This is a genomic window from Pseudomonas sp. S2_H10 (genome assembly GCF_054668285.1).
This window is the reverse complement of record NZ_CP162754.1, coordinates 1,371,962-1,388,932: the sequence shown is the minus strand read 5'-3', so window position 1 is coordinate 1,388,932 and position 16,971 is coordinate 1,371,962. Positions and strand designations below refer to the sequence as shown.

Annotated in this window: 22 protein-coding genes; 9 read left to right on the top strand and 13 right to left on the bottom strand. The window is 61.8% G+C overall.

Annotated elements, in window-relative coordinates:
- The first annotated feature begins 64 nt into the window (after window positions 1-64).
- The 5 genes from lolA (at window position 65) to cysG (ending at window position 5,217) form a co-directional block, all read left to right on the top strand.
- Complete coding sequence (lolA, locus tag AB4O16_RS06160) at window positions 65-688, top strand: outer membrane lipoprotein chaperone LolA (protein ID WP_160390025.1); 624 nt, start codon at window positions 65-67, stop codon at window positions 686-688.
- 140 nt (window positions 689-828) lie between these two features.
- Window positions 829-2,151, top strand: coding sequence for a replication-associated recombination protein A (locus tag AB4O16_RS06155; RefSeq protein WP_460157312.1), 1,323 nt, complete (start codon window positions 829-831; stop codon window positions 2,149-2,151).
- Window positions 2,151-2,525, top strand: coding sequence for a fluoride efflux transporter CrcB (gene crcB, locus AB4O16_RS06150; RefSeq protein WP_460157311.1), 375 nt, complete (start codon window positions 2,151-2,153; stop codon window positions 2,523-2,525). The genes AB4O16_RS06155 and crcB overlap by 1 nt, the downstream gene beginning before the upstream one ends.
- 16 nt (window positions 2,526-2,541) lie before the next feature.
- Entirely contained in the window at window positions 2,542-3,822 is a 1,281-nt protein-coding gene (gene serS, locus AB4O16_RS06145) for a serine--tRNA ligase (protein WP_160390028.1), read from the top strand.
- Window positions 3,823-5,217 (top strand): siroheme synthase CysG, encoded by a 1,395-nt coding sequence (cysG, locus tag AB4O16_RS06140; RefSeq protein WP_460157310.1) that lies wholly within the window; start codon window positions 3,823-3,825, stop codon window positions 5,215-5,217.
- A 131-nt stretch (window positions 5,218-5,348) separates the two neighbouring features.
- Here cysG and AB4O16_RS06135 read toward each other — a convergent pair whose 3' ends face one another.
- The 9 genes from AB4O16_RS06135 to AB4O16_RS06095 form a co-directional block, all read right to left on the bottom strand.
- A complete protein-coding gene (locus tag AB4O16_RS06135) occupies window positions 5,349-6,350 on the bottom strand; it encodes a glutathione S-transferase family protein (protein WP_160390030.1) in 1,002 nt (333 codons plus the stop codon).
- Window positions 6,351-6,441: 91 nt separating this feature from the next.
- On the bottom strand, window positions 6,442-7,443 hold the full coding sequence (locus AB4O16_RS06130; protein WP_460157309.1) for a glycosyl transferase family protein: 1,002 nt from the start codon (window positions 7,441-7,443) through the stop codon (window positions 6,442-6,444).
- Window positions 7,440-7,775, bottom strand: a complete 336-nt coding sequence (locus AB4O16_RS06125; protein WP_046037873.1) for a TusE/DsrC/DsvC family sulfur relay protein — start codon at window positions 7,773-7,775, stop codon at window positions 7,440-7,442. Before AB4O16_RS06125 ends, AB4O16_RS06130 begins: the two co-directional genes overlap by 4 nt.
- Window positions 7,772-8,065, bottom strand: coding sequence for a sulfurtransferase complex subunit TusB (gene tusB, locus AB4O16_RS06120; protein ID WP_160390033.1), 294 nt, complete (start codon window positions 8,063-8,065; stop codon window positions 7,772-7,774). Before tusB ends, AB4O16_RS06125 begins: the two co-directional genes overlap by 4 nt.
- Window positions 8,065-8,427 (bottom strand): sulfurtransferase complex subunit TusC, encoded by a 363-nt coding sequence (gene tusC / locus AB4O16_RS06115; RefSeq protein WP_460157308.1) that lies wholly within the window; start codon window positions 8,425-8,427, stop codon window positions 8,065-8,067. The genes tusB and tusC overlap by 1 nt, the downstream gene beginning before the upstream one ends.
- 1 nt (window position 8,428) lies before the next feature.
- The gene (gene tusD, locus AB4O16_RS06110; protein ID WP_160390097.1) at window positions 8,429-8,821 is read right to left on the bottom strand and encodes a sulfurtransferase complex subunit TusD; all 393 of its coding nucleotides are present in this window, start codon (window positions 8,819-8,821) and stop codon (window positions 8,429-8,431) included.
- A 198-nt stretch (window positions 8,822-9,019) separates the two neighbouring features.
- On the bottom strand, window positions 9,020-9,724 hold the full coding sequence (locus AB4O16_RS06105) for a YoaK family protein (protein WP_460157307.1): 705 nt from the start codon (window positions 9,722-9,724) through the stop codon (window positions 9,020-9,022).
- A gap of 24 nt (window positions 9,725-9,748) precedes the next feature.
- The gene (locus AB4O16_RS06100; protein ID WP_160390036.1) at window positions 9,749-10,078 is read right to left on the bottom strand and encodes a DUF6388 family protein; all 330 of its coding nucleotides are present in this window, start codon (window positions 10,076-10,078) and stop codon (window positions 9,749-9,751) included.
- Between the two features lie 20 nt (window positions 10,079-10,098).
- Window positions 10,099-10,347, bottom strand: a complete 249-nt coding sequence (locus AB4O16_RS06095; protein WP_160390037.1) for a hypothetical protein — start codon at window positions 10,345-10,347, stop codon at window positions 10,099-10,101.
- 148 nt (window positions 10,348-10,495) lie between these two features.
- Between AB4O16_RS06095 and AB4O16_RS06090 the strand changes: the two genes are divergently transcribed.
- Window positions 10,496-10,846, top strand: coding sequence for a hypothetical protein (locus tag AB4O16_RS06090; protein WP_460157306.1), 351 nt, complete (start codon window positions 10,496-10,498; stop codon window positions 10,844-10,846).
- Between the two features lie 130 nt (window positions 10,847-10,976).
- Here the strand turns inward: AB4O16_RS06090 and AB4O16_RS06085 are convergent, their stop codons facing one another.
- Window positions 10,977-11,402 (bottom strand): GNAT family N-acetyltransferase, encoded by a 426-nt coding sequence (locus tag AB4O16_RS06085; protein ID WP_460157305.1) that lies wholly within the window; start codon window positions 11,400-11,402, stop codon window positions 10,977-10,979.
- Between the two features lie 146 nt (window positions 11,403-11,548).
- Between AB4O16_RS06085 and AB4O16_RS06080 the strand changes: the two genes are divergently transcribed.
- On the top strand, window positions 11,549-11,986 hold the full coding sequence (locus tag AB4O16_RS06080) for a hemerythrin domain-containing protein (protein WP_460157304.1): 438 nt from the start codon (window positions 11,549-11,551) through the stop codon (window positions 11,984-11,986).
- Between the two features lie 23 nt (window positions 11,987-12,009).
- On the opposite strand, the gene AB4O16_RS06075 is transcribed toward AB4O16_RS06080, so the two are convergent.
- Entirely contained in the window at window positions 12,010-12,522 is a 513-nt protein-coding gene (locus tag AB4O16_RS06075; RefSeq protein ID WP_160390041.1) for a methylated-DNA--[protein]-cysteine S-methyltransferase, read from the bottom strand.
- Between the two features lie 136 nt (window positions 12,523-12,658).
- Between AB4O16_RS06075 and ggt the strand changes: the two genes are divergently transcribed.
- Together ggt and AB4O16_RS06065 are read left to right on the top strand one after the other, a co-directional pair.
- Window positions 12,659-14,386, top strand: coding sequence for a gamma-glutamyltransferase (gene ggt, locus AB4O16_RS06070; protein WP_460157303.1), 1,728 nt, complete (start codon window positions 12,659-12,661; stop codon window positions 14,384-14,386).
- Between the two features lie 69 nt (window positions 14,387-14,455).
- The gene (locus tag AB4O16_RS06065; RefSeq protein ID WP_460157302.1) at window positions 14,456-14,989 is read left to right on the top strand and encodes a cysteine hydrolase family protein; all 534 of its coding nucleotides are present in this window, start codon (window positions 14,456-14,458) and stop codon (window positions 14,987-14,989) included.
- A gap of 123 nt (window positions 14,990-15,112) precedes the next feature.
- Here the strand turns inward: AB4O16_RS06065 and AB4O16_RS06060 are convergent, their stop codons facing one another.
- Window positions 15,113-15,784 (bottom strand): TetR family transcriptional regulator C-terminal domain-containing protein, encoded by a 672-nt coding sequence (locus tag AB4O16_RS06060; protein ID WP_460157301.1) that lies wholly within the window; start codon window positions 15,782-15,784, stop codon window positions 15,113-15,115.
- Window positions 15,785-15,873: 89 nt separating this feature from the next.
- Window positions 15,874-16,776 (bottom strand): LysR family transcriptional regulator, encoded by a 903-nt coding sequence (locus AB4O16_RS06055; protein WP_160390045.1) that lies wholly within the window; start codon window positions 16,774-16,776, stop codon window positions 15,874-15,876.
- Window positions 16,777-16,971: the final 195 nt, after the last annotated feature.

Sequence of the window (16,971 nt, the reverse complement as noted above, 5' to 3'; positions counted from 1 at the left end):
CGAGTATGAAAGGGGCGGTGCCATTGGCGCCGCCCGCACTCCCACGAATGTTATGAGGACTCCCATGCGTCTGATCCGCATGCTGTTGCTGCCGGTACTGGCCTTGACCACGCTCCAGGCTCACGCCGATGACAAGGACGTGGCGCGCCTGACCCAATTGCTGGAAAAATCCCAGACCCTGACCGCGCGTTTCTCGCAACTGACCCTGGATGGCACCGGCACCCAGTTGCAGGAAACCGCTGGCGAGATGTCCCTGCAGCGCCCGGGCCTGTTCTACTGGCACACCGATGCACCGGCCGAACAGACCATGATTTCCGACGGCAAGAAGGTCACCCTGTGGGACCCGGACCTGGAACAGGCCACCATCAAGAACCTCGACCAGCGCCTGACCCAGACGCCGGCCTTGCTGCTGTCCGGTGACGTGTCCAAGATCAGCCAGAGCTTCGACATCAGCGCCAAGGAAGCCGGTGGCGTGATCGACTTCACCTTGAAGCCGAAAACCAAGGACACCTTGTTCGACAGCCTGCGCCTGTCGTTCCGCAATGGTCTGGTCAATGACATGCAACTGATCGACAGCGTCGGCCAGCGCACTAATATCCTGTTCACCGGGGTGAAGGCCAACGAGCCGATCCCGGCGTCCAAGTTCAAGTTCGACATCCCCAAGGGTGCGGACGTGATCCAGGAGTAACACGCACAACCCTTGTAGGAGCCGGCTTGCTGGCGATGGCGGTTTGTCATTCAACATTAATGTCGACTGACCCACCATCGCCAGCAAGCCGGCTCCTACAGGGGGATGCGGTGTTCATAGCGAGGTTTTAAAAGTACGTGATGGACCTGTTTCGCAGCACCCCCATCGCCCAGCCCCTGGCCGCCCGTTTACGCGCGGCCAATCTGGACGAGTACGTCGGTCAGGAACACGTGCTCGCTCGCGGCAAGCCCTTGCGCGAAGCGCTGGAGCAGGGTGCCCTGCATTCGATGATTTTCTGGGGGCCGCCTGGCGTGGGCAAGACGACCCTGGCGCGATTGCTCGCCGAAGTCTCGGACGCGCACTTCGAAACGGTCTCGGCGGTGCTGGCCGGGGTCAAGGAGATCCGCCAGTCGGTGGAAATCGCCAAGCAGCAGGCCGCGCAGTACGGTCGCCGCACCATCCTGTTCGTCGATGAAGTGCATCGGTTCAACAAATCCCAGCAGGATGCGTTCCTGCCGTATGTCGAAGACGGCACGCTGATTTTCATCGGCGCGACCACGGAAAATCCTTCCTTCGAACTCAACAACGCCTTGCTCTCCCGTGCGCGCGTCTATGTGCTGAAAAGCCTCGACGAAACGGCGCTGCGCAAACTGGTGCAGCGCGCGCTGAGCGAAGAACGGGGCCTGGGCAAGCGCAACCTGAGCCTCAGCGACGAAGGCTTCCAGATGCTGCTGTCGGCCGCCGACGGTGATGGCCGACGCCTGCTCAATCTGCTGGAAAACGCCTCGGACCTGGCGGAAGACAACAGCGAAATCGGTACCGAGCTCCTGCAAAGCCTGCTCGGTGATACGCGCCGACGCTTCGACAAGGGCGGTGAAGCCTTCTACGACCAGATTTCCGCGCTGCATAAATCCGTGCGCGGCTCCAACCCCGACGGCGCGTTGTACTGGTTCGCGCGCATGATCGACGGCGGTTGCGACCCGCTGTACCTGGCACGCCGCGTAGTGCGCATGGCCAGCGAAGACATCGGCAACGCCGACCCGCGCGCCCTGAGCCTGTGCCTGGCTGCGTGGGAAGTGCAGGAGCGCCTGGGCAGCCCCGAAGGCGAATTGGCGGTGGCCCAGGCCATCACCTATCTGGCCTGCGCACCAAAAAGCAACGCGGTGTACATGGGCTTCAAGACCGCATTGCGCGCCGCCGCCGAACACGGCTCGCTGGAAGTGCCGCTGCACCTGCGCAATGCGCCGACCAAGCTGATGAAGCAGCTGGGCTACGGCGATGAATACCGTTATGCCCACGATGAGCCGGACGCCTATGCCGCCGGCGAAGACTATTTCCCGGAAGAACTCGACCCGATCCCGTTCTATCAACCGGTGCCCCGTGGCCTGGAGTTGAAAATCGGCGAGAAGCTCAATCACCTGGCAAAACTCGACCGTTTAAGCCCCCGGCAGCGGAGAAAATAGTGCTTCCACTGATCGTTGCGGTTTCCGTCGGCGGGATGGCCGGCACGCTGTTGCGCTTCGCCACGGGCAACTGGATCAACGCGAATTGGCCGCGGCACTTCTATACCGCGACGCTGGCCGTTAATATCGTGGGCTGTTTGCTGATCGGCGTTCTATACGGTCTGTTTTTGATACGCCCGGAGGTGCCCATCGAGGTGCGTGCCGGGTTGATCGTCGGCTTCCTCGGGGGGCTGACGACTTTTTCATCCTTTTCACTGGATACGGTGCGCCTGCTGGAAAGCGGGCAAGTGCTGCTGGCCCTGGGCTATGCGGCGCTCAGCGTATTCGGCGGGCTGCTTGCCACCTGGGCCGGCCTGTCCTTGACCAAACTTTGATAAACGAGAAACCGACATGCTCGATTCCAAACTGTTACGTAGCAACCTTCAGGACGTAGCGGACCGCCTGGCATCCCGTGGCTATACCCTGGATGTTGCGCGCATCGAAGCGCTGGAAGAACAGCGCAAGACCGTCCAGACCCGCACCGAAGCACTGCAGGCTGAACGTAATGCGCGTTCCAAATCCATCGGTCAGGCCAAGCAGCGCGGCGAAGACATCGCGCCGCTGATGGCGGACGTCGAGCGCATGGCGGGCGAATTGAGCGCCGGTAAAGTCGAACTGGACGCGATCCAGACCGATCTGGATTCGATCCTGCTGGGCATCCCCAACCTGCCGCACGAATCGGTACCGGTCGGCGAAGACGAAGACGGCAACGTCGAAGTGCGCCGTTGGGGCACCCCGACTGCCTTCGATTTCCCGGTTCAGGACCACGTGGCCCTGGGCGAGAAGTTCGGCTGGCTGGACTTCGAAACCGCCGCCAAGCTGTCCGGCGCCCGTTTCGCTCTGCTGCGCGGCCCGATCGCCCGTCTGCATCGCGCCCTGGCGCAGTTCATGATCAACCTGCACGTCACCGAGCACGGCTATGAAGAGGCCTACACGCCTTATCTGGTCCAGGCTCCGGCGCTGCAAGGCACCGGCCAGCTGCCGAAGTTCGAAGAAGACCTGTTCAAGATCGCGCGCGAAGGCGAGGCCGACCTGTACCTGATTCCGACCGCCGAAGTGTCGCTGACCAACATCGTCGCCGGTGAAATCGTCGATTCGAAACTGCTGCCGATCAAGTTCGTCGCCCACACGCCGTGCTTCCGCAGCGAAGCCGGTGCGTCGGGTCGTGACACCCGCGGGATGATCCGCCAGCACCAGTTCGACAAGGTCGAGATGGTGCAGATCGTCGAGCCGTCGCAGTCGATGGAAGCGCTGGAAGGCCTGACCGCCAACGCCGAGAAAGTCCTGCAACTGCTGGAGCTGCCTTACCGCACCCTGGCGCTGTGCACCGGCGACATGGGCTTCAGCGCGGTCAAGACCTACGACCTGGAAGTGTGGATCCCGAGCCAGGACAAGTACCGCGAGATCTCGTCGTGCTCCAACTGCGGCGACTTCCAGGCCCGTCGGATGCAAGCGCGCTTCCGCAACCCGGAAACCGGCAAGCCGGAACTGGTGCACACCCTGAACGGTTCCGGTCTTGCAGTCGGCCGTACCCTGGTGGCGGTGCTCGAGAACTATCAGCAGGCCGACGGTTCGATTCGCGTGCCGGACGTGCTGAAGCCGTACATGGGTGGCCTCGAGGTCATCGGCTAAATGAAATATCTGCCGCTGTTCCACAACCTTCGCGGCAGTCGTGTGTTGGTCGTCGGTGGGGGGGAGATCGCCTTGCGCAAATCCCGCCTGCTGGCCGATGCCGGTGCGCTGCTGCGGGTGGTTGCACCCGAAATCGAAGCGCAACTGCGCGAACTGGTTGCCGGCAGCGGTGGCGAGTGCCTGTTGCGTGGCTACGCCGAAACGGACCTGGACGGTTGCGGGCTGGTCATCGCCGCCACCGACGATGAAGCGCTGAACGCGCAAGTCTCCGCCGATGCCCATCGGCGTTGCGTGCCGGTCAACGTGGTGGACGCGCCGGCCCTGTGCAGCGTGATCTTCCCGGCGATCGTCGATCGTTCGCCCTTGATCATTGCCGTGTCCAGCGGCGGCGATGCGCCAGTGCTGGCGCGCTTGATCCGGGCCAAGATCGAAACCTGGATTCCTTCCACCTATGGTCAACTGGCCGGACTGGCTGCGCGCTTCCGTCATCAGGTCAAAGGCCTGTTTCCGGATGTGCAGCAGCGTCGGGCGTTCTGGGAGGATGTTTTCCAGGGCCCGGTTGCCGATCGGCAAATGGCCGGGCAGGGCGCTGAAGCCGAGCGTCTGCTGCAGGCGAAAATCGACGGCGAGGCGCCGGTCGCGACCGGTGAGGTCTATCTGGTGGGTGCAGGGCCGGGTGATCCCGATCTGCTGACGTTCAAGGCATTGCGTCTGATGCAGCAAGCCGACGTGGTGCTGTACGACCGCTTGGTCGCACCGGCGATCCTCGAACTGTGCCGCCGCGACGCCGAGCGGGTTTATGTCGGCAAGCGCCGGGCCGATCACGCGGTGCCGCAGGAGCAGATCAACCAGCAATTGGTGAACCTGGCCAAGCAAGGCAAGCGCGTGGTGCGATTGAAGGGCGGCGATCCGTTCATCTTCGGTCGTGGCGGTGAAGAGATCGAGGAACTGGCGGCCAATGGCATCCCGTTCCAGGTCGTGCCGGGGATCACGGCAGCCAGTGGTTGTGCAGCCTATGCCGGGATTCCGCTGACCCATCGCGATTACGCGCAGTCGGTGCGTTTCATCACCGGCCACCTCAAGGACGGCTCCAGCGATTTGCCATGGGCCGATCTGGTGGCCCCCGCGCAGACCCTGGTGTTCTACATGGGGCTGGTGGGCTTGCCGATCATCTGCGAACAGTTGATCAAGCACGGTCGCGGTGCAGATACCCCGGCGGCCTTGATCCAGCAGGGCACTACGGTCAACCAGCGAGTGTTTACCGGCACCCTGGCCGATTTGCCACGATTGGTGGCGGAGCATGAAGTGCATGCGCCGACATTGGTGATCGTCGGTGAAGTGGTGCAACTGCGCGAAAAACTGGCGTGGTTCGAAGGGGCTCAGGGGCAACTCTGAAACCCGGGTGTCCCCATCGCTGGCAAGCCAGCTCCCACAGATTTTGTGTTGAAGCTGCAGTCTTCAACATCACATGGATCACTGTGGGAGCTGGCTTGCCAGCGATGGGGCCTTCAAAACCTACGCAAATCTCAGGCCCTGCGCCAAACCCCTTTCCCGCTCAACCGCTCCCGATCATGGGGCGCGGTGAAATCCTGCTCTGGACCTTTTGGCACAATCCCGGTTGGATTGATGGTCTTGTGGCTGGCGTAGTAGTGATGCTTGATGTGGGTGAAATCCACCGTCTCGGCAATCCCCGGCCACTGATAAATCTCCCGCAGCCAGTTCGACAGGTTCGGATAATCGGCAATGCGCCGCAGGTTGCACTTGAAGTGCCCGAAGTACACCGCATCGAAGCGAATCAGCGTGGTGAACAGGCGGATGTCCGCTTCGGTCAGGTATTCGCCGGTCAGGTAACGGTTGGCGTCCAGCACCTGCTCCAGTCGGTCCAGCTCTGCAAACACATCATCGAAAGCTTCTTCATAAGCTTGTTGCGAGGTGGCAAAACCGGCGCGGTATACGCCGTTGTTCACCGCCGGATAGATCCGCTCGTTCAGCGCATCGATCTCACTGCGCAGCGGGGCCGGGTAGAAGTCCAGGTCATTGCCGGTCAAATCATCGAAGGCGCTGTTGAACATGCGGATGATTTCCGCCGATTCGTTGTTGACGATGCGCTTCTGCTGTTTGTCCCAGAGCACCGGCACGGTGACGCGGCCGGTGTAGTCGGCGGTGTCGGCGGTGTAGCGCTGGTGCATGAATGCGAAGCCGTCGAGCTTGTCGCCGGTAGAGCCGAGGGTTTTGTCGAAGGTCCAGCCGTTTTCCAGCATCAGCCAACTGACCACCGACACATCGATCAGGCTTTCCAGACCTTTGAGTTTGCGCAGGATCAGCGTGCGATGGGCCCACGGACAAGCCAGGGACACGTACAGGTGATAGCGACCAGGCTCGGCTGCAAAACCGCCGACACCGCTCGGGCCGGGTTGGCCGTCAGCCGTAACCCAGTTGCGACGTTGCGCCTGTTCACGCTGGAACGCGCCGTCCTTGCTGCTTTCGTACCACTTGTCCTGCCAGCGGCCATCCACTAACAAACCCATGTTCAAGACTCCAGAAGGCAATAATCGTTGGAGTCGAGTCTATTCCGATGAGTTCGAACAAAAAGCGCAAAGATCGGGCGTGAATGATCGGTTAAATCGATTTATCCCGCGCAGCCCAGTATTTTTCAGCGGTTTCGAACGCCTGCTCGCGGGTCTGGCCGAGGCCACGCAAGGCCAGCGCCATGGTGGAGATCAAGGCCATTTGCGGGTAGCTGTCGACCACTTCGCCACGCCATACGGCTTTCAGGTGTTCTGGCTCGAGGGATGCCGGTTTGACGTGGCGCTGGCTCGACAGTTGCGGCCATTCCTCATCCCAGCTGACGCCACCCGTGGTGCCGTACAGGTGACTGTCGGCGTCCGGGTTGATCTCGATTTCGCCGCCATCGCCCTTGATCACGATGGCGGTATCACCCAGCAGTCCGCTGGCATCGCGATGCACGGCCTGATAGCCAGGGTGGAAAATGCTCTGCAGGCCGCAACGCGCACCCAGCGGGTTGAGAATCCGCGTCAGCGAATGGATCGGCGAGCGCAGCCCCAGGGTGTTGCGCAGGTCGATCATCCGTTGCAGCTGTGGCGCCCAGTCCACCAGCGGCATGAACGCCAGGCCGCCGTTGTCCAGTGCCGCGCCGACTTGCTGCCAGTTGCGGCACAGCGGGATGTTCAATTCGCCCAGCAATTGCTCGCTGTACAGTCGACCCGCCGTGTGGGCGCCGCCGCCGTGCATGAAGATCCGCACGCCGTTCTGCGCCAGGCACTTGGCCGCCAACAGATACCACGGCAGATGACGCTTCTTGCCGGCATAGGTCGGCCAATCCAGATCTACCGCCATTGCCGGAGGATTCAGGCGTTCGCGCAAGGCCTCGGTGAAGCCGGCCATTTCCTCGGCGCTTTCTTCCTTGTGCCGCAACAGCATCAGGAACGCGCCGAGCTGGGTTTCCTCGACCTTTTCGTCGAGCACCATGCCCATGGCTTCGCGGGCCTCGACCCGAGTCAGGTCGCGGGCGCCGCGTTTGCCTTTGCCAAGGATCCGCACGAACTGGGCGAACGGATGCTCGGCGGGCGTTTCGAGTGTCAGTGCTGGATAGTCGGTCATAGGCAATTCGTCGGTTTGGGCAGGCCCGCCAGTTTCGCGGCGAGTTTGGCGGGGGTGCCTTTGAACAGTCGGTTCAGGTGCAGGCTGTTGCCTTTTTCCGGGCCGAGTTTCAATGCGGTGTATTTGATCAGTGGGCGGGTGGCCGGGGACAGCTGGAATTCGGCGTAGAAACTGCGCAGCAGTTCGAGGACTTCCCAGTGTTCGGGCGTCAACTCGATGTCTTCGGCCGCCGCCAGGGCACTGGCCACATCGGCCGACCAGTCGCTCAGTTCGACGAGGAAACCGTCCTTGTCCAGCTCGATGGCGCGGGCGCCGACCGTCAATGCATTCATAGCCAGCTGTTGACCTTGTCGTAGTGAATCGACAGTTCGACGAAGGCCGGGTAGTCGATGGCGCGGGCCCAGTCTGGAACCGCCAGCGCCCGGGCCCGGGCATCTTCGTCGAGGACGAACAGGTTCAGGCCACGTGCGCTGAGCGCAGTGAAGGGGGCGGTGCCTGGCTGCAACGCATAGGCCGCATCACCGCACAGCAGCAAGCCGTCGTTGGCGCCGATCACGCGCAGGCAACTGGTCAGGCGTTCGTCGGCGAACGGGGAATGAGACAACACATGCAAAGTCGACATCAGAGGGTGATCACCTGGTCGTAACGGTCAATGAGGGCGGTGATTTCGTCGGTGGCCAGCACTTGGGCTTCCTGCAGCGACAGGCCACTTGGGTCGAGGCCGCGTTGGGTGATGCTGTCGGCGCAGGCGAACAGTTCCTCGACACCGAACATCGGCAGGGCCTGCAGGTTGGCGCTGAGGTCTTTCTGCTGCAAGGCCTTGGCATTCTGGCTGGCGGCCAGCTGGAACACGCCGTCGTCGAGAAACAACAGGCCGATCGGCAGGTCGAAGGCGCCGCCGGCCAGCACGATGTCCAGCGCTTCGCGCGCGCCCGGGCCGGACCATGGCGACTGGCGGCTGATGATCAACAGGGATTTGGCCATGTCATGCGCCTCCAAAACAGATCAGGCGGTCGGCATCCTGCGCGGCGTCATGCAACTGGCCGAGTCCGGACAATTCCCACGGCGCGCCGACGGCAACGGCCTCACGCTGATAGCGCCTGGCTTCTTCTTCGTTCAACACGCCACGACGCAGGGCGGCGGCGATGCACACCACGCCATCGAGTCGATGGTCGCTGACAAAGGTGCGCCATTGTTTGGGCAAGTCCAGTTCATCCTGGGGCGTGACCACGCTGGCGGACGCGTTGTAGACACCGTCCTGATAGAAAAACAGCCGGACAATCTCATGCCCGCCGGCCAGCGCCGCTTGGGCGAACAGCAAGGCGCGGCGCGAGGAGGGCGCGTGGGCGGCGGAAAACACGGCGATGGCGAACTTCATGACGGACTCGATCAGCGAAACTGCGGCCATGATAAAGCTTTATCGGCGGGGCGGCTAAAGTGATGTTGTCTGGACGGGCCTCATCGCGGGCAAGCCCGCTCCCACAGTGATCTATGCCATGCCAACGATTGCGGTATGACCACAAAACCTGTGGGAGCTGGCTTGCCAGCGATAGCGGCCGAACAGGCGATGCAAGTCTCAGCCCGGCATATACCCCAGCTGCCAGCGCCGCGGGATCTTCAACGACAACACCCCGAGCGCGGCAGCCAGCAGGCCACTGGCAAACAATGCCTTGAGCCCCAGGTGATGTTCCAGCACGGCACCGAGTACCGCGCCGGCGAACATGCCGGTCCAGGGGATCAGTTGCACGCGCCAGCCGCTGCGGCGCTCGCCGAGCATCCAGCGGCCCAGTCCGCGGCCGAAACGCGACAGGGCTCCGGTGACGTAAGTCAGGCCCACCGGCAGGCCGTTCACTTGTTCCACCGCGGCGTTGAGCATGCCCATTGCAATGATCGCCGCCAGCAGGGCTGGCAGCTGCGCGTCAAAAGGCCAGGCCGCGGCGGCACACAGCAGGGCGGCGATGCACAGCAACAAGGGCAGGGCCCGACGGCCACCCAGGCGGCTGACGATAATGCCCAGCGCGTTGCCGACGATGAAGGTAGCGACGAGGATCACCAGGCGCAGGGTCAAGCCAAGGTCGCCAGTGCTGATGGCGACCGCCATCCGGGTGGTATTGCCGCTCATGAACGAGACGAAGTCACCGCTGGCCATGAAGCCGATGGCGTCGGTCATGCCGGCGAGTACCGAGAGCATGGCCACCAGGCCCAGGCCAATGCGTCCGCGCCATTTCTGCGTGTGCAGATGACCGGGGCTGGCGTGGGTCCTGGTGGTGTTGGGCAGCATCGGTGATGGTATCCCTGAATGTGCTTAGGGTTTTATCCCATACAACTCGCAATATTCCAGCCAGTCCATGCCGGCCATTTCCGCCACTTCCCGGTGCACTTCAAGGCGCTGGGCTTCGTAGTCTGCGGCCGTGGCCGCCGTCAGTTGCAGAGTGAGCTCCCAGGCGAACAGTCCGAGGCGCTCGGCTTCGGCTTCGAAGGCCTCATGCAAGCGTTCGTCACGGTACTGTGCCTGGGTTTCTCCCTTGGCCTGGGCCAGCAACGGGTTGAGATTGTCGAGGTCGTGGCGCAACTCGGGGCGTTCGTCGAGAAAACGCTTCAGTGCCTGCTCATGCTGCTGGTCGGTTGCCGCCATGGTCACTCCTTGATTGGGGATTACGAATTCTGCTGCTTGCTGGCCTTGGCCGCTGCCGCCAGGCATTCGAGGGCGAACTGTTCGGTGTAGGTCATCTGGATCGGCGTGGTATCGCCTTTGACGGTTCTTTCGCCGTCGAGGATGTACTTGATCCGTTTTTCGGTGACACCGATTCGCTTGGCGATCCAGGACGGCGTCTGGCCGATCTGGCTGATCAGCTTGTCGGCGTATTCGGTGGTCGGTTTGTAGAACTCGGCGTTGGGTGTCATCAGGTTTCCAGTCATGGGTGCGATGCGGTGCGATAGGCGCGACAGGGTGCGCGAATCGTCGCGCCATGTCGCGGTATAAATGAAGTAAAGCAGAACGATACCGGCTGCCGGGATGATAAAGTCCGCTTTTTCCTGATGAGTGTATGCAATGCGAATTCTGATGGTGGCGCTGGCCGTGACTGTGCTGGCGGGATGTGCGGGCTCGGCGATGAACGATGCCCGCACCAAGGCCCCGTACAAGACCCTGAACTCGGAAAAACCGGCAAAAGACGTCGCCCAGTGCATACAGTTTTCCTGGCAGGACGAGTCCGTGTTCGGCGTCGATGCGGCGGCCTATCTGCAACCGGGCGAGAAGGGCGGCACCACCGTTTATACCCGTTCGGCAGAGTCGTTCGTGGACGTGACCACCGATGCCTCGGGGACGGTGTTGAGCTACTACGCACAGCAGGATGATTTCGTCGCCAAGCGCCGGCTGGCGGCGCTGGCGACTTGCCTGTGATCTGAGGGCTTGTTGCATTACCCCTGTGGGAGCGAGCCTGCTCGCGAAGACGTAGTGTCAGTCGCTATCAATGTTGGCTGATATACCGCTTTCGCGAGCAGGCTCGCTCCCACATTGGTTTGTGTGCTGGTCAGTAATTCAGGCGCTTCTGAAAAAAGAAGTGCTTGTGCCCCGGCGGATAGTCGGCAATGTGCCCGATCTCGCTGTACCCGCACTTCTTGTAGAACTCCGGCGCCTGGAATTCAAAGGTGTCGAGCCACAGCCCGACGCAGCGCCGTTCCCGCGCCAGGTCCTCGGCCATCTGCATCAGCTTCGAACCCAGCCCCTGTCCCCGCGCCTGCTCCGGCACCACCAGCAAATCGATGTACAGCCACTGGTAAAACAACCGGCCATGCAGGCCGCCGAGGATCTCGTCGTTGTCGTCGCGCACCAGCAAGGCGACGTGCTCGGGCACGTTACCTTCGGCCTTCGAGCCGTTGTACGCGCGCAATGGCCTGAGGATGGCCTGGCGTTGTTCTTCCGTGGGGTTTTGCGTCAGTTCGATACGCAGGTTCATGGCTATATCCCTATGGCATTGAAGCCGAAGCCTATCCCGGTCGCAGCGAATGTTCCATCCCCGGAAAAGTTGAACCGTGGCCAACGCGCGGCTGTCATTGCTTAAGACGCGTCACTCCGGAACGCAGCTGATGAGGACAACGCCCTGTGAACATCTTTGAAGCCTTGCGCGAAAGCCATGAACGCCAACGGACTTACGCCAAGGCGCTGATCCATACCAGCGGCGATACGCCTGAGCGGGTCGAGGCGTACAAGCAACTCAAGTCCGAGCTGCAGGCTCATGAAACGGCCGAAGAGCGGCACTTCTACATCCCTCTGATGGAGTTCGACAACGGTGTCGACCTCAGCCGCCATGCCATCTCCGAACATCACGAAATGGACGAAATGATGGAGGAACTGGACGGCACCGAGATGTCCAGCCCGGCCTGGCTGGCGACCGCGAAGAAGCTCTCGGAAAAGGTGCATCACCACCTCGAGGAAGAGGAGCAGAAGTTCTTCCAGATGGCCGGCAAACTGCTCGACGACAAGCAGAAAGAGACGCTGGCCGGGCAATATGAGAAGGAGTACAAGGCGCAGCTTGCCTGAGGGGCAACCCTGCTGGAACACCATCAAAAGCCTGGCAGGCGTGCCGTGCCGGGCCTTTGCCAACCCTCCAGTGTGAGCAGCAGCTCCTTGGCCTCCAACCCCCCGGCAAACCCGGTCAACTGGCCTGACATACCGATCACCCGGTGACACGGCGCCACGATCGAAATCGGATTCTTGCCGTTCGCCGCGCCCACCGCCCTGACCGCCGCCGGGTTGCCGATCTGCTCGGCGATCTGGCTGTAGCTGCGGGTCTCGCCGAACGGGATGGTCAGCAGCGCCGCCCAGACCTTCTGCTGAAATGGTGTGCCGGCAAAATCCAGCTCCAGGTCGAAACGATCCCGGGTGCCGGAAAAATATTCGCGCAACTGCGCAGCCGTGCGCACCAGGATCGGATTGTCCGGCGCCTCGCTCATCGGGCCGAGGCGCACCCGTCCGGGTTTGTCGTTTTCCCAGAGGATGGCCGCCAGTCGCGAACCGTTCGCCACCAGCTTCAACTGGCCGACCGGGGATGCCACGGTGATGCAGGTATAAGTCATGCCATGGCTCGCGGGAAATTGCTGAACAAGCGTTAAGGATACTGTCTCGACGGGGAGGCGCAATACGTATTCCCGACCATACTTGCCTACTGCTTTTGATGCGTTCCCCTGTTCAATAACAAGAAGAGACCGACTCATGAAGTACGAACCTTTTGCCAAATCGCTGATTGCGACCGCATTGGCGCTCAGCTGTCTGACTGCCCATGCCGCCTCCGTGGCCCCGGCGACGGGCGAAAACGGCATGGTGGTGACGGCCCAGCACCTGGCCAGCCATGTCGGCGTGGATGTGCTCAAGAACGGCGGCAACGCCGTGGATGCGGCGGTCGCGGTCGGCTATGCGCTGGCGGTGGTCTATCCCGCGGCCGGCAACCTCGGCGGCGGCGGTTTCATGACCATTCAACTGGCGGACGGGCGCAAGACCTTCCTCGACTTCCGCGAAAAAGCGCCGCTGGCCGCCACCGCCAACATGTACCTGGACAAGGAGGGCAACGTCGTTCCCGATCTGAGTACCCGTGGCCACCTGGCCGTGGGTGTACCCGGCACTGTTTCGGGCATGGAACTGGCGCTGTCCAAGTACGGCACCAAGCCGCGCAAGGAAATCATTGCCCCGGCGATCAAGCTGGCCGAAGACGGTTTCGTGCTGGAGCAGGGTGATGTCGATCTGCTGGACTACGCCACCGACGTGTTCAAGAAGGACATCAAGGATTCCGGCTCGATCTTCCTCAGCAACGGCGAGCCGATGCAGGTCGGCCAGAAGCTGGTGCAAAAGGACCTGAGCAAGACCCTTCGGGAAATCTCCGAGAAGGGCGCCGACGGTTTCTATAAAGGTTGGGTGGCCGATGCCATCGTCACCTCCAGCCAGGCCAACAAGGGCATCATCACCCAGGCTGACCTCGACAAATACAAGACCCGCGAACTGGCGCCCATCGAGTGTGACTACCGTGGCTACCACGTGGTCTCGGCACCGCCTCCGAGCTCCGGTGGCGTGGTGATCTGCGAGATCATGAACATCCTCGAAGGCTATCCGATGAAGGATCTGGGCTACCACTCGGCCCAGGGCATGCATTATCAGATCGAGGCGATGCGCCACGCCTACGTGGACCGCAACAGCTACCTGGGCGACCCGGATTTCGTGAAGAACCCGATTGCCCACCTGCTGGATAAAAACTACGCGACCAAGCTGCGCGACGCGATCAATCCGCAAAAAGCCGCCGTATCCAGTGAGCTCAAGCCAGGCGTGGCGCCCCATGAAGGCAACAACACCACGCATTACTCCATCGTCGACAAATGGGGCAACGCGGTATCGGTCACCTACACCCTCAACGACTGGTTCGGCGCCGGCGTGATGGCGAGCAAGACCGGGGTCATCCTCAACGATGAAATGGACGACTTCACCTCGAAAATCGGCGTGCCGAACATGTACGGCCTGGTGCAGGGCGAGGCCAATGCCATCGCCCCCGGCAAGGCGCCGCTGTCGTCCATGAGCCCGACCATCGTCACCAAGGACGGCAAAGTGGTGATGGTGGTCGGTACTCCGGGTGGCAGCCGCATCATCACCGCAACCTTGCTGACCATGCTCAACGTGATCGACTACGGCATGAACATCCAGGAAGCGGTGGATGCGCCACGGTTCCATCAGCAATGGCTGCCGGAGGAAACCAACCTGGAGGCCTTCACCACCAGCCCGGACACGGTGAAAATCCTCGAAAGCTGGGGCCACAAGTTCGCCGGTCCCCAGGACGCCAACCACCTGGCGGCGATCCTGGTCGGCGCGCCATCCCTGGGTGGCAAGCCGGTCGGCAAAAACCGCTTCTACGGGGCGAACGACCCACGGCGCAATACCGGGTTGTCGCTGGGTTATTGAGGGTTGTGTCCGGCGGGGGACGGGCTTATGTTCGTCCCCTGATCCATCGACAAATCAAGGAAGGAAATCATGACCGCAGCATTGTTAATCATCGACGTCCAGCAGGCTTTGTGCTCCGGGGAGTACGAATGCTTCGAGATTGGACGGGTCATCAACACCATCAATGATCTTTCTGCCCGGGCGCGCAAGGCGGGAGTGCCCGTGGTGCTGATCCAGCATGAAGAAGCGGGCAGTCCGCTGGCGCATGGCGCTGCCGGCTGGCAACTGGCCGAAGGGCTGGAAACTTCACCCAAGGATCATCGCGTGGGCAAGACCACCGGGGATTCGTTCTACCAGACCAACCTGCAAAAACTGTTGCCGAAAGAGGACTTCGAACGCCTGGTGATCTGCGGCCTGCAGACCGACTATTGCGTCAACGCCACCGTGCGCCAGGCCCTGAAACTGGGCTACGACGTGGTGCTGGCGGGCGACGCGCATTCCACCGTCGACAACGGCAACCTGACCGCCGAAGACATCATCGCCGAGCACAACAAGGACCTGGCGCACCTGACCGGGTCCGTGGCTCGGATCGACGTAGAGCCGGCCAAGGACATCCACTTCTGAAACCAGCACATCCCCCCTGTGGGAGCACATTCAACATTGATATCGGCTGACCTACCGCCATCGAGGGCAAGCCCGCTCCCACAGGGGTTGGTGGGTGTATGCAAAATCCGCGAACGACCGGGATTACTGTGGGAGCGGGCTTGCCCGCGATGGCGTCCTTACAGCCAGCATCAATTTCGGACCCCCCACCGCAGGCGGCACCACGCCGCCCAGCACCAGCCGGGTAATGGTCGCCGCCGCATTGGCGTAATCCTCATCCTGTGGCGTCTCGCATCCGGTGATGCGCGCCATCTGCCAACCCAGGTTGGTATAGGTCCGGGTCGCCGACCAGATGAACAGCATCAGGTGCTGCGGGTCGACGGGGGTGATCAGGCCCCGATCGATCCAGCCGCGCAGGCATTCGACATTGCGCCGGGCCTCGGCGTACAGCAGGTCGCGGCATTCCTCGGGCAACTGTTTGCCCCCCAGCAGCAACTCGCCGCTGAACACCTTGGCAATGTGCGGATGCTCCCGGGCGATGCGGATACGGGCGCTGATGTAGGCCTGCAACCCTGCTACCGGGTCGTCGCTCTCGCGCAGCACCGCTGACGCATCCAGCAACGGCTGGACGAAGCCGAGCAGCACCTGGGCGTAGAGGTTCTCCTTGGTCTGGAAGTAGTAATACAGATTGGCTTTTGGCACCCCGGCACGCAATGCGATGTCGCGGGTTTGCGTGCCGTCGAAGCCTTTGGCGGCGAACTCGGCGCTGGCGGCCTCCAGAATGAGGTGCAGATTGTGCTGGCGAATACGGCTCATGGGGCGATCTGTGAAAAACAAGTATCGCAATATACAAAACTATATAGCGGTTGAGCCAGCGTTGAACGCAGCGCTCGGTGATGACTGGCCTACGCCGGTCCGAAAATCTCGATCAGTTCGTTCAGGAACGCACTCACCAGATCCTTCTGACGCGACGAATGCCGCACCGCCGCATGAAAACGAACCTCATAACGCAGCAGCTCCGGGTTCAGCGGGTGCAACTGGCCCAGCTGTTCATGCCGGGTCGCGTAGTGCTGCGGCAGAAACCCCAGGTGCTGGCCGGACAGGATCAGCAGGGCCGCGCCGTCCATGCTGTCGGTGAGTACGGTCAGGCGCTCGATCGACGTGGGCGCCGGCATTTCCGGCAGCGGATGGCTCGGCCAGACCCAGTCGAACCCGCTGACATCTTCGCGGGTCAGCGCGCCGACCTGGTCGAACAGCGGATGCGAAGGCGCGCAATAGGCAATCTGGGTTTCCGGGAACAGCGGGAAGTAATCGATGTTGGGCAAGCGGTGCCAGAAGTAACCGATGGCCAGGTCGATATGGCCGTTGATGATTTTTTCTTCCAGCAGCGACGACGACAGTTCGGTGAAATGGAAGTACAGCCCCTCGTGCCGCGCCCGCAAACGAGCAATGGCCTGGCCGATTTTCTTGTTCGCCACCGGATCGATTTGCCCCAGCAGGCCGATGTTGATGCTGCCCGAGACTTTGCGATTGATGTGCTGCACCTCGACCCGAAAACCCTCGGCCGCGGCCAGCAAGCGCCGAGCCGCGTCGATGAACTGCGTGCCTTTGGGCGTTACCGAAAACCCGCCGCGCCCGCGTTCGCACAGACGGAAACCGACCCGGGCTTCCAGCGTCGCCAGTTGTGCGCTGATGGTGGGTTGCGTGGTGTTGAGGGCGGTTTGCGCCGCCGAGATACCGCCCGCTTCGACGACGGTCAGAAATACCCGGATCAGACGCAGATCCAGCTCCGTTACAGTTCCCAGCATGGGGGCTCCCGATTCTCGCTTACATAGATGCCGATCTATGTGAACAGTGTGCCTGCGATATTTTATTGCCCGGACTCACGCCCTACATTGCCGTGAAACCAGCGTCATCGTCAGCTTTTTATGGAGTTTCACCCGATCCGGACGTCGTAGCGAGCGCTGTGCCCACAAAAACAACAAACAACAGCATAGGAACAA